10 protein-coding genes are annotated in these 12,793 nt (G+C 43.2%); 7 read left to right on the forward strand and 3 right to left on the reverse strand.

Going from position 1 to position 12,793, the window contains the following annotated elements:
• Positions 1 to 28 precede the first annotated feature (28 nt).
• A complete protein-coding gene (locus tag PR833_RS10100) occupies positions 29 to 1,687 on the reverse strand; it encodes a putative transporter (protein ID WP_004923717.1) in 1,659 nt (552 codons plus the stop codon).
• A 428-nt stretch (positions 1,688 to 2,115) separates the two neighbouring features.
• On the opposite strand from PR833_RS10100, the gene PR833_RS10105 reads away from it, so the two are divergent.
• On the forward strand, positions 2,116 to 2,355 hold the full coding sequence (locus tag PR833_RS10105) for a YceK/YidQ family lipoprotein (protein ID WP_336298698.1): 240 nt from the start codon (positions 2,116 to 2,118) through the stop codon (positions 2,353 to 2,355).
• A gap of 301 nt (positions 2,356 to 2,656) precedes the next feature.
• Here PR833_RS10105 and PR833_RS10110 read toward each other — a convergent pair whose 3' ends face one another.
• The gene (locus tag PR833_RS10110; protein WP_272526076.1) at positions 2,657 to 3,985 is read right to left on the reverse strand and encodes a DUF3748 domain-containing protein; all 1,329 of its coding nucleotides are present in this window, start codon (positions 3,983 to 3,985) and stop codon (positions 2,657 to 2,659) included.
• Between the two features lie 126 nt (positions 3,986 to 4,111).
• On the opposite strand from PR833_RS10110, the gene PR833_RS10115 reads away from it, so the two are divergent.
• Positions 4,112 to 4,726, forward strand: a complete 615-nt coding sequence (locus PR833_RS10115; protein ID WP_014656991.1) for a trimeric intracellular cation channel family protein — start codon at positions 4,112 to 4,114, stop codon at positions 4,724 to 4,726.
• A gap of 20 nt (positions 4,727 to 4,746) precedes the next feature.
• Here PR833_RS10115 and ligB read toward each other — a convergent pair whose 3' ends face one another.
• The gene (ligB, locus tag PR833_RS10120; protein WP_249890631.1) at positions 4,747 to 6,459 is read right to left on the reverse strand and encodes an NAD-dependent DNA ligase LigB; all 1,713 of its coding nucleotides are present in this window, start codon (positions 6,457 to 6,459) and stop codon (positions 4,747 to 4,749) included.
• 412 nt (positions 6,460 to 6,871) lie between these two features.
• Between ligB and gmk the strand changes: the two genes are divergently transcribed.
• Genes gmk through recG form a run of 5 tightly spaced genes read left to right on the forward strand, consistent with a single transcriptional unit; the run spans position 6,872 to position 12,773 of the window.
• Positions 6,872 to 7,495: a guanylate kinase gene (gene gmk / locus PR833_RS10125; RefSeq protein WP_004923701.1), complete on the forward strand. Its 624-nt coding sequence runs from the start codon at positions 6,872 to 6,874 to the stop codon at positions 7,493 to 7,495.
• A gap of 57 nt (positions 7,496 to 7,552) precedes the next feature.
• Positions 7,553 to 7,828, forward strand: a complete 276-nt coding sequence (gene rpoZ / locus PR833_RS10130) for a DNA-directed RNA polymerase subunit omega (protein ID WP_004262665.1) — start codon at positions 7,553 to 7,555, stop codon at positions 7,826 to 7,828.
• 19 nt (positions 7,829 to 7,847) lie between these two features.
• The gene (gene spoT, locus PR833_RS10135; RefSeq protein WP_004923698.1) at positions 7,848 to 9,965 is read left to right on the forward strand and encodes a bifunctional GTP diphosphokinase/guanosine-3',5'-bis pyrophosphate 3'-pyrophosphohydrolase; all 2,118 of its coding nucleotides are present in this window, start codon (positions 7,848 to 7,850) and stop codon (positions 9,963 to 9,965) included.
• 2 nt (positions 9,966 to 9,967) lie between these two features.
• Positions 9,968 to 10,681 carry a tRNA (guanosine(18)-2'-O)-methyltransferase TrmH gene (trmH, locus tag PR833_RS10140; RefSeq protein WP_040132696.1) on the forward strand — a complete coding sequence of 238 codons (714 nt, stop codon included), beginning with the start codon at positions 9,968 to 9,970 and terminating at the stop codon, positions 10,679 to 10,681.
• Positions 10,682 to 10,691: 10 nt separating this feature from the next.
• Positions 10,692 to 12,773, forward strand: a complete 2,082-nt coding sequence (gene recG / locus PR833_RS10145) for an ATP-dependent DNA helicase RecG (RefSeq protein WP_150376089.1) — start codon at positions 10,692 to 10,694, stop codon at positions 12,771 to 12,773.
• The last annotated feature ends 20 nt before the right edge of the window (positions 12,774 to 12,793 follow it).

Here is a 12,793-nt window from a genome sequence, read left to right on the forward strand (position 1 = left end):
CGCCCATCATCACTTTTAGCAACTATCGTCACAATGTCCAAAATAAAATCGCCAATAGCTGCGGTGAAATAATGCGTAAAAACATCGCTAAAGGATAGACGGTTGCATAAGAGAGAGCCGGTGCCCCACTGGTTGAATGAATATTGTTAGCAAATGCCAGTGCTGGTGGATCTGTCATTGAACCTGCCAACACACCACACAGGCTGAGGTAATTCATCTTGCCGAAGATCCGAGCGATAAGACCAGTAATAAATAACGGAACAAAGGTGATTAATAAACCGTAGCCGATCCAAGTTAGCCCATCACCTTTAACTAAGGTATCAATAAAACCACCGCCTGAATTTAAACCGACCACAGCAAGGAACATCACAATACCGAGCTCCCGTAATGCAAGGTTAGCACTAGGCGGCATAAACCAATATAAACGCCCTATGGTGCCTATACGCCCTAAAATCAGTGCGATGACCAATGGTCCACCTGCCAGCCCAAGTTTTAATGCTGCGGGGAAACCCGGAATAAAAAGAGGTATCGACCCCAACACAACACCAAGACCTATACCAATAAACACAGGTAGCATTTGTACTTGCTGTAGTTTTTGTTTGGCGTTGCCAAGCAATGCGCTAACGGCTTCAATAGACTCAGGCCTTCCCACAATATTGAGAATATCACCGAATTGCAGTACTGAATTATTATTCGCCACAAGCTCAATCCCTGCTCGATTTAGTCGAGTGACCACCACGTCATATTTCTGTTTTAAGTTCAGATCACGTAGACGTTTACTCAATACTGAATCATTTGTTACTACTACACGAACAGAGTGAAGTATTGAGCCAGATGTCGATAATGATGCATCCACCTCCTCACCAAGAATTAAACGGACTTTATTAAGGTCTTCTTTTTGCCCAACCACATGCAGTAAATCGCCTAATTGAATTTCCGTTGTAGGCTGAGGCACCATAAGCATTTCGCCTCTTTTCAATCTTGAGCAAACAATATCCTCACTTCCTAATAAAGGAATATCTTGCATCATCAAGCCATCTAAGTTGGTATTGCGAACCGCAATATTCATCGTTTGCAATGTTTCTCGCTGATGCACATTCTGGCTGCTAAAAGCTGCGGCTTCTTTATCAACACTGATCCTAAAAATGATACGGATCAACCACATTACTAGCAAAATACCACATATGCCCATCGGATAAGCCATGGCATATCCCATTCCCATTTGCCCAACCAGCGCAGGGTCCGAGCCTAAGTCAGTGAGTATTTGCTGGCCTGCACCTAAAGAAGGCGTATTCGTGACCGCACCAGAAAAAATCCCCAAAATAATTGGTAACGGAATATTGGCTAATTTGTAGATAACCGCGGTTACTACAGCACCTAATACAACAACTAATAAAGCAAAGCCATTTAGTTTTAATCCAGAAACACGCAATGATGAGAAGAAACCTGGCCCCACTTGAATACCGATAGTATAAACAAACAGGATCAAGCCAAATTCCTGAATAAAATGCAGCATGTGACCATTGAGTTGTAAACCATAGCTTTGTGCGAAATGGCCGACAATAATACCGCCAAATAATACCCCGCCGATCCCAAGGCCAACATTACGGATTTTCCAATTACCTATCCATAAACCAAGTGCAGCAGCTAACGCCAACAAACTCACAGTAAGAGCTAATTCACTCATAGACCGCTATCCTTTTGACGAAAAGTCACTTACAAAGCGTAACGTGAAAGACGATAAAACGTACAACTGAATCGATTATGTCAAATAAAAACAAAGTAATATGTGCATTAGTCCACAGTTCGTCATTTATGAAAAAGAGATTAGCTCACCGATTGATGCCAATACATATACGTATTAAACATTCAATGATATTAGTTAATATTGGTAACAAAATAGATCATTTGTTTAGACAGTTATCAATTTTTATAATACAAATTCAACAATTCATATTATGCTGTGATTGTGAATTTTTGATTTTTAGCTATTATTGTCACAGGGAAAGATAATAAATTTAAAACATAGGTTAAATGGACTATATGGCTGGACTATTGCTAAAAAGAATATTGATATGTTTTACACCATTAATACTTTCAGGTTGTTCAAGCATTATGACTCATGCAGGGCCTTCTGACGGTTATTACCCCGGCTCTAAAAACAGTATCGAAATGATTAAAGATAAAGATACTGGCTGGGTTATGCGCCCGCTATTAGCGATTGATTTACCCTTTACCGCGGTAATGGACACATTGCTTATTCCCTTAGATTATGTGAAATCTGATAGTAACTCTGAAGAGAGTTCACCTAAAAAGCGTATTGAAGCACTCGATAAACAAGCTAATACCCAATAAATAACCACCCAGACTCTTTAGAGAGCAATCTAGAATAGCGTATTTGTTACAAGTAACATATTCAGTTAATGAGTATTAATTTTATAATTAATTACTCTTTGTTTTACTCTTTATTTGCATACTTTTTTCAATGTTATTCTAATTAACACGATTTAATAATGATTAAATCACCGAATAAATTACTAAGATATAATTAATTAACACTATAAACACTAGCTAATTAATTATATTTCGAGTATTGAGAAGAGGCACTTTCGCCTCTTCTCTCTTACTTTATCTAGGTGGTTACCTAGCATGCGATTTAGCATCCTAAGCCTGTTTCTACAATATGAATTTGCCTATACCCCTTTGTGTCATCACGCATAAAAGCAATCAAACGGTCATCAGGTGAAAACACAACGGCGTCCGCAACGGGAGCGGTTGCACTTCGCACCGTCAATCTTTCTAATTCACCTGAAATCACATTGCAACGCATCACGCTGTTATCACAAATAAAGGCAATATGCTTGCCCTGACTATCCCAACTAAAGGCAGATTGGATAGATGAGGAACACTGTGTAATTTGCTTAAGGCTTCCTGTCGATGTACTGGCTAACCATAACTGAACAACGCCATTATCATCCTTCATTAAACAGGCAATAAAACGGCCATCAGGCGATGAACGTAACCAGTGCCTTGGTTGTTTCGCCAGCCCTGGATATTGCCGCTCATGGGTAAATGTCAACCTACGTTGTTGAATATTTTTAGGGGGAAAAGGTAGCCGAGAATCCGTGCCTTGCAGCGGGAAATCACCTTGTTGCATAAAGGCATTCTCATCCTCGGGCAGGTCAACGATGAAGATTTCAGGAATAATTTCACCATCAAGCGAGTGAGTATCACCAATAAACGCGATTGCCCTGCTTTGCCACTGCCCATTATCTGATAAATACCCTTTTTGCCCAATCCAACCTTCTTCGTAGGCTCGGCTGATTTGATGACTGCCAAGAATCGGCTCTGGGGTTGTGTGAGAAATAACACAGCAGAAATATTCCCCGCTATACTCACGTTGATGACCTTTCGGCTCCACATTGACTGCTTTGATAGGAACAGCGATAGCAACATTACGTTGATCTAACCGAATATCTCTTTCATGCATAACATGGTCGTTATAAGTAAAACTTAACCACTTACCATCGGGACTAAAGACATGAACATGTGTTCCTCCTCTTAATGCTCCTGCAAGATAAGGTGGAGTAATACACTTGGCATCAATTGAATGCGCTTCTCCTAATTTATCATCTCTAACGTATACGCCTCTGCGATGATGAAAATCGTATTGCCACTGCTCATCAGGAAATTCAGGGCCATGAATAAAGGCATAACGAGGCGGCTCTTCAGCACTTACCGTCACAACACCCACATGCGCACCATGATTAGCGCGATAGATTTCACATGGCATCTGACGCTCAATATGAATTTTTTCTATGGTCAACCCAGTAAATGAACTCGGACTAGGGCGAACATCATAAGCTATCCATTGGCTATCCGCTGTCCAAACATTAATATTTGTAAGTTGATGACTTCGCTTATCGTGCGTTATTTGAGTTTCTTTATAAGGTAATTTGCCGTTCAATCTGTTATCCTTTGACATCTCTTAATATGGGCTATCGGATTACTTTAACTAATCTATTTTGTAAGGCACTAGAAAATCTCAGTCGAGAATTTCTATAAGTAATATTACCCTTTAGCAATCACTTTAGTGTCGAATAGAATCATTATGTTATTAAGTGTTCTTTATATTATTGGTATTACCGCTGAGGCCATGACAGGCGCCCTCGCAGCCGGTCGCCGTAAAATGGATGTTTTCGGCGTTATTATTATTGCCTCAGCGACCGCCATTGGCGGAGGCTCTGTGCGCGATGTCTTACTTGGGCACTATCCATTAGGTTGGGTTCAAAACCCCGAATATATCTTGACAGTCGCCGGTGCCGCTATCGTTACTATTTGGATCGCACCAATGATGAAACATTTACGTCGTTTGTTTCTAATTTTAGATGCGATAGGCCTTATTGTATTCTCAATTCTAGGTGCCCAAATAGCCCTTGATATGAATTATAGCCCAGTGATTGCCGCGATTGCTGCTGTAATTACCGGAGTATTTGGCGGTGTCCTTCGTGACATGCTATGTAACACCATCCCCCTCGTTTTCCAAAAAGAAGTTTATGCTGGCGTCTCATTTGCCGCTGCATGGCTGTATATTGGGCTTTTATATACCCCACTACCACAAGACATCGTCGTTATTATTACCCTCATCGCGGGACTAAGCGCACGGCTCATCGCCATACGTTATCGCTTAGGGTTACCCATTTTTAACTACGAAAGCCAAGATTAACAATTTAGGCCATCAAGCGGTTAGATTGATGGCCCGTTTCTTATCTCATCAATAACCTGAAATATCTCTTTGATATCCGGTGTTGAAAGCCATTGATTAAGCTTTGTTTTTTGTATGATAGACAAACCTAACCCCTCTAAAAAAAGCGTATTATTTAATAGGCTTAATTCTGTAATTAATGATAAATGTTTATCTTTTAAAGGGATCCCTAAGCCTTTTAGCCAATTCATGAGTGGTTGCTGCCCCACCAGCCTAAATTGCTCAATGATTTTCTTGGTTTTTTTAGTATTGGGTAGACTGGTTTGCCAACTTGGAGATAACCATGTTGTCAGCTTATTCAGATGGTAATGTTCTGCCCATTCACGCCAAGTAGCTTCACTAATTCCTTTTATCTTCAATTGCTTGCCTAGCCAATTTAAACGAGCAACAAACTGCTGCTCACACTGAGGAGTCATTACAAAACAGCTTAAAGCGTGAAACTGCTTAAACTGAGATAAGTCAGGGTAGGTGCGTTGTTGAAGGCGCCAAATTACCGATTCAAGTTTTGGAATACCATGCCCCGCTAGTGCCACTTGAATAGTATCACCAACCAGCAGATCCTTTTTCTGCCATGATTTCAATGAGCCTAAATAGAGCCGACTCACCTTTTTACTATCTAGTTCAACAGGTTCAATTTCCGCCACCACACTCACAGCCCCCGTTCTCCCCACGCGAAAATGGAGGTCAGTCACTTTTGAGGCGATTCGAGCATAAGGATGCTTCCAAGCTACAGACCAACTGTTGTGATTCACTTGCCATGCCGCTACCCGTGGCGTTGGAAATGACTTAAGTACAATACCGTCTGTCGCAAAAGGCATCGGCTGTTGATAGTAATAGGACTGCCATTTTTTCACTTGTGCCATAGTCGTGACTTTATGGCTATATTGCTGAGTAAGTGGAAACCCTAAATTTGCCAGTTGCCGCCATTGCTCTTCGGCTTTCCCCACTCCCTCTGGCCATGCCCAAATAAAGACATCAATATTGGCCTCAGGGGTTACAGGCTTACTTTTGCGCATTAACCACCCTGCAACTTGATTTCTGGCATTAACCCCACCACTGGCTTGTTGCCTATGATCTTTTAGCCGCCAAAATAGCTCTCCTTGTAATATAAGCTGTGGTTGTGATGTCGGTAGTTGCTTGGGGATAGCTGGAATAAAATCCGCCTTATCACGCCATTCAAGCCCCTCAATACCATTTCCACGACTGATCATTGAAACCAATTTCCCTTGTTGATAAACCAACGAAATGGCAACGCCATCAACCTTCGGTTGTAGCCAGACCTCCTCCCGTGTATCTATCCATTTTCCAATATCCACTTCATTTAATTTTTTTAAGCCCGTATGCACAATAGGATGCTTGACTGTGCGCGAATGAGGTGGCAAATGGATAGGCGGTAATTGCCCAGACAAATTTTGGCACTTTTGCCATTGTTGCCATGTATTCAGCAGTTGATCATATGTTTCATCTGTTACGGGGCTATTCCCCGATAAACGGTATAGACGGTTCCATTGCTGCAATTGCTCACCCAATTTTTGGCTCTCTTTTTTTAACTCATCCTGACTCAATGTTGAGCATTGGTGGGGATAAAAAAGCCGTGTTGCATCGGCTGACACATAGCTACAGTAAAAACTCAGTACCACAAAGACGTATTGAGCAGCCCGCCCTCTTTTTTCCTGAACAAATCCCTTTTGCATAAGCTGTCCTTATTCCTTTAGTTATCCCTTCAGATTGCACATCGATCCTGACGCGATAATCCAAAACTATCAGCTTAATTTCGATACTTCTGCAAAACATTTCGCAAAAAGAGTGTACTTTGCATCAATAAAAAAATATTTTCTGGAACGGCTTCGCAATTCATCTATTTCTTAAATAAATTGCGCTGTATACTCTAGATAATTTGAGATGCAATAAGAAATGAATCGCTATCAGCGCACTGCCGTTTGCCGTTCGCGTTAATGAATATCATCAAGAATATGGCAGCTTAAAGAGAAACAAGCATGCTTCATGCTTGATTGATAACGCTGCATGTTGGTGTAAGTCCGTGTATACTATGTGGGGTTTATCATTATCATTTATGTTTAACCCTCGATTATTCAAGAAACCATCATGATACAAGGCACATTATATATTGTTTCTGCGCCAAGCGGTGCAGGTAAGTCCAGCCTGATCCAGGCGTTGTTGAAAACACAACCGTTGTATGACACTCAAGTTTCAGTCTCTCATACAACAAGAGCTGCACGCCCCGGTGAAGTTCATGGTGAGCACTATTTCTTTGTATCCGAAACTGAATTTTTGGCAATGGTCGAAAATAATGAGTTCTTAGAGCATGCCTGTGTCTTTGGCAACTACTATGGTACTTCACGGCCGATCATTGAAGAAGTCCTCAAAAGTGGGGTTGATGTTTTTCTCGATATTGACTGGCAAGGTGCGCAACAGATTCGTGCCGCCATGCCAGAAGCACGTAGTATCTTTATACTACCGCCATCAAAAGATGAGCTTTATCGCCGTTTGCGAGGTCGTGGCCAAGACAGCGATGAGGTCATTGAGAAACGCATGTCACAAGCTGTTGGCGAAATTGAACATTACAATGAGTACGACTATCTCATTGTAAATGATGATTTCAATACCGCATTGAGCGATTTGCAATCGATTATTCGCAGCGAACGCTTAAGATTGGAGCGCCAAGTCCAGCGACATGATGCTTTAATCAGCAAATTACTGGCAGACTGAGCATAGTTTCAGTATCATATCAGGTCATTTTTTTATTTCTTTTGGAGTAGCACATTTATGGCACGCGTAACGGTTCAAGACGCTGTAGAAAAAATTGGTAACCGCTTTGACCTTGTACTGGTCGCGGCTCGTCGAGCTCGTCAGTTGCAAACTGGCGGTAAAGATCCTTTAGTTCCTGAAGAAAACGATAAATATACAGTTATCGCACTACGTGAAGTAGAAGAAGGTTTAATTAACGGTCACATACTGGATGTACGTGAACGTCAAGAACAGCAGGAGCAAGAAGCGGCTGAAATGCAAGCAGTTTCTGCTATCGCTGAAGGTCGTCGCTAATTACTAAGGTGGGTCTGCCTTGTATCTGTTTGAGAGCCTAAATCAAGTAATTCAGAAGTATCTTCCCGAAGAACAGATTGAATTACTGAAAAAAGCCTATGTTGTCGCACGGGATGCCCATGAAGGACAAACCCGTTCAAGTGGTGAGCCTTATATTACTCATCCCGTTGCTGTGGCCTGTATTCTTGCCCAAATGCGTTTGGATCATGAAACATTAATGGCAGCGCTACTTCATGATGTCATTGAAGATACTCCTGCGACATTTCAGGATATAGAAGAGCTATTTGGCACCATAGTTGCGGGGCTTGTTGAAGGTGTGTCTAAATTAGATAAACTCAACTTCCGCGACAAAAAAGAAGCTCAAGCAGAAAACTTCCGCAAAATGATCATGGCGATGGTTAAAGACATTCGCGTCATTTTGATAAAACTGGCAGACCGCACTCATAACATGCGCACGCTTGGGTCGCTTAGGCCTGATAAGCGTCGGCGCATTGCAAGAGAAACGCTGGAAATCTACAGCCCTCTTGCGCACCGGTTAGGTATTCACCACATCAAAACTGAGCTAGAAGAGCTGGGCTTTGAGGCGTTATATCCAAACCGTTATCGCGTTATTAAAGAAGTGGTCAAAGCCGCCCGTGGCAACCGTAAAGAGATGATCCAAAAAATCCTCTCTGAAATTGATGGTCGCCTTACTGAAGCGGGTATTCCCTGCCTAGTCAGTGGCCGAGAAAAACATCTTTACTCTATTTATCGTAAAATGCACCTTAAAGAGCAGCGTTTCCATTCCATTATGGATATTTATGCGTTTAGGGTGATCGTAAAAGATGTTGATACCTGCTACCGCGTCCTCGGGCAGATGCATAACCTCTACAAACCGCGTCCCGGTCGTATTAAAGACTATATTGCCATCCCCAAAGCCAATGGTTACCAATCACTGCACACGTCATTAATCGGCCCACATGGTGTTCCCGTTGAAGTGCAAATTCGCACTGAAGACATGGATCAAATGGCTGAAATGGGGGTTGCAGCCCATTGGGCATATAAAGAGCAAGGCGAACAAGGCACTACCGCTCAAGTTCGTGCTCAACGCTGGATGCAAAGTTTACTTGAACTACAACAAAGTGCGGGAAGCTCTTTTGAATTTATCGAGAGTGTTAAGTCTGACCTCTTTCCTGATGAAATTTATGTGTTCACACCGGAAGGCCGTATTGTTGAGTTACCGACAGGCGCAACCCCGGTCGATTTCGCCTATGCCGTCCACACGGATATCGGTCATGCTTGCGTAGGTGCTCGGGTTGATCGCCAACCTTACCCACTTTCTCAGGCACTCACCAGTGGTCAAACGGTTGAAATTATCACTGCCCCTGGTGCAAGACCGAATGCAGCTTGGCTCAATTTTGTTGTCAGCTCAAAAGCGCGCGCGAAAATCCGCCAATTATTAAAGAACCTTAAACGAGAAGATTCCATCAATTTGGGCCGTCGCCTATTGAATCATGCGCTCGGGGCGGGTTGTAAACTCAACGATGTGCCACAAGCGAATATCGATCTTGAATTAGCACGCATGAAGCTCAATTCAATTGATGACTTACTTGCTGAAATTGGTTTGGGTAATGCGATGAGCGTTGTTGTGGCGCGTAATTTGCAAAGTAATCCACAGACTGCACCTGAAGATGAGCCTGTCGTGACGACACGCAATAAGCTCTCCATAAAAGGGGCTGATGGCGTTCTTATTACCTTTGCGAAATGTTGTCGCCCTATCCCAGGCGACCCCATTGTGGCTCATATCAGCCCCGGTAAAGGGCTTGTTATTCACCACGAGTCTTGCCGTAACATCCGTGGCTATCAAAAAGAGCCTGACAAATTTATGGCTGTAGAGTGGGATAATGATACCGATACCGATTTTATTGCTGAAATCAAAGTCGATATGATTAACCATCAAGGGGCCCTTGCCAATTTAACAGCTGCCATTAATGATGCTAACTCAAGCATTCAGAGCATGAATACCGAAGAAAAAGATGGGCGAGTTTATTGTGCCTTTATCCGCCTAACGACGAAAAATCGCGTTCAATTAGCCAACGTGATGCGTAAGATCCGGATCATGCCTGATGTGTTACGTGTTAGCCGGAACCGTAATTAACGATGAATGAACGCCGCTATCGCCGCATTTGCCAAATGATGGCGATGCGGCAACCCGATCTCACCATATGCCTTGAAGAAGTTCACAAACCCCACAACGTTTCAGCGATCGTACGTAGTGCAGATGCCGTTGGTATCCATACCATTCATGCTATTTGGCCTGACCAACAAGTTAAACTCTCTGTCTCTTCTGCTGCGGGCAGTAACAGTTGGGTCAATGTGATTTCACACCCATCAACAGAGGCTGCTATTAGCCAATTAAAATCACAAAACATGCAAGTGCTTGTCACCCATTTGTCTGAACAAGCCGTCGATTTTCGTGAAATTGATTATACTCAGCCGACCTGTATTATGGTGGGACAAGAGAAAAAAGGGATATCAGCAAAGGCGCTTGAGCTTGCTGATAAGCACATTATCATTCCAATGGTAGGGATGGTACAGTCTCTGAATGTTTCTGTGGCTTCCGCCTTGATCCTCTATGAAGCACAACGCCAACGGCAGCTTGCGGGAATGTATTCTCGAGAAACCAGCCTTCTTTCTGAGCAAGAGCAGCAGCAGTGGCTATTTGAAGGTGGCTATCCCGTCCTTGCAGAGGTTGCCAAACGTAAAGGCCTACCTCGCCCCTATATTAATGCACAAGGGCAAATAGAGGCTGAAGAGTCTTGGTGGGCACAGATGCAGTTAACCGAAAAAATGAAAAAACGACAGTTAGGTTAAGGAAGAAATAATGAACAGTGGGCTGCTTGATACCATTTCACTGACGACTCTACACGGCGTAGGGGCTAGCCAATCGGAAAAATTAAGCAAGATAGGCCTAAATACCGTTCAAGATTTATTGCTGCATCTTCCACTTCGTTATGAAGATCATACTCGCCTTTACCAAATCCGCGATCTTTTACCGGGCACAACCGCGACTATCGTTGGTGAAGTGCTCCAAACAAAAGTGGTGTTTGGTCGTAAGCGAATGATGACCTGCTTAATTACCGATGGTACAGGGAATTTAACATTACGTTTTTTCAATTTTTCTGCTGCCATGAAAAATAGCTTAGCAGAAGGCCGCCATGTTATTGCATATGGTGAAGTCCGTCGTGGCAATACTGGGCCTGAAATTATTCATCCTGAATATAAAGTATCCCAAGATACTTCAAATATCTCATTGCAAGAAAACCTAACACCCGTTTACCCTACAACCGAAGGGGTAAGACAAGCAACATTGAGAAAGTTAATTGAACAGGCTTTGAAGCTGTTAGAAGGGGGGCAGATCAAAGAGTTGCTACCGGAAGAGCTTAGTCGTGGCTTAATCAGCCTCCCAGACGCGATCCGCCTTTTGCATACTCCCCCCCCTGATGTGGCATTAAGTGAGCTTGAGAAAGGGCAGCACCCGGCTCAAAAACGTTTGATATTAGAAGAATTGCTCGCACACCATTTAAGCATGTTAGCCATTCGAGCTGGTCACCAACGCCTCTATGCTCAACCAATGGTGATCACAGGTCAATTAAAGAGCCAATTTTTGGCAAGCCTACCGTTTACCCCAACCCATGCACAAACACGGGTTGTCGGCGAGATAGAGCAAGATCTGATTAAAGATGCACCGATGATGCGCTTAATTCAAGGTGATGTTGGCTCAGGAAAAACTCTGGTCGCGGCTCTCGCTGCATTATCTGCCATTGAAAATGGCAAACAAGTGGCTTTAATGGCTCCCACCGAGATTTTGGCTGAGCAACATGCCAATAACTTCAAATTATGGTTTGAGCCTTTAGGCATCAATGTGGGCTGGCTTGCAGGGAAACAAAAAGGTAAAGCGCGCGAGCAGCAACAAGAGGCTATCGCCAAGGGTGAAGTGAGTATGGTTGTTGGTACACATGCCCTGTTCCAAGAGCATGTGACGTTTAAAGCTCTTGGACTGGTCATTATTGACGAGCAGCACCGATTCGGTGTTCACCAGCGCCTCGCTCTACGTGAAAAAGGTGAACAACAAGGTTTTCATCCTCACCAACTTATCATGACCGCAACGCCTATCCCTCGCACACTGGCGATGACCGCTTATGCCGATATGGATACCTCTATCATTGATGAGCTGCCTCCTGGACGAACTCCGGTAACGACAGTCGCCATTCCAGATACACGGCGTAAAGATATTATTGAACGTGTCAGGCAAGCTTGTATTGATGAAGGGCGCCAAGCCTATTGGGTATGTACTTTAATTGATGACTCCGATGTATTAGAAGCACAAGCGGCACAAGCGACGAGTGATGAATTAGCATTAGCGCTACCTGAATTGAAAGTGGGATTAGTACATGGACGCATGAAACCGGCTGAAAAGCAAAGCATTATGGCGGCATTTAAAAATAATGAGATTCAGCTACTGGTTGCAACTACCGTTATCGAAGTGGGTGTTGATGTTCCAAATGCGAGCTTAATGATCATTGATAACCCTGAACGGCTTGGCCTAGCCCAATTGCACCAATTAAGAGGACGTGTTGGTCGCGGCGCAGTCGCTTCCCACTGTGTGCTTCTCTATAAAACACCGTTGACCCATACGGCAAAACAGCGGTTACAAGTACTGCGTGATAGCAATGATGGTTTTGTTATTGCTCAAAAAGATCTGGAAATTAGAGGCCCCGGGGAGTTATTAGGTACTCGGCAAACGGGGAATGTCGATTTTAAAGTCGCCGAATTGTTACGTGACCAATATATGCTGCCTGAAGTACAACGTATCGCGCGCCATATTCAGCAGAACTATCCTGAAAATGCCAAATTAATTATTGAAAGATGGCTACCTGAACGCGAGCAATACAGCCAAGCTTAATTCAATCATAACTCGATAAA

It is taken from the genome of Providencia sp. PROV189 (assembly GCF_028480065.1).
Classification (GTDB): Bacteria; Pseudomonadota; Gammaproteobacteria; order Enterobacterales; family Enterobacteriaceae; genus Providencia; species Providencia stuartii.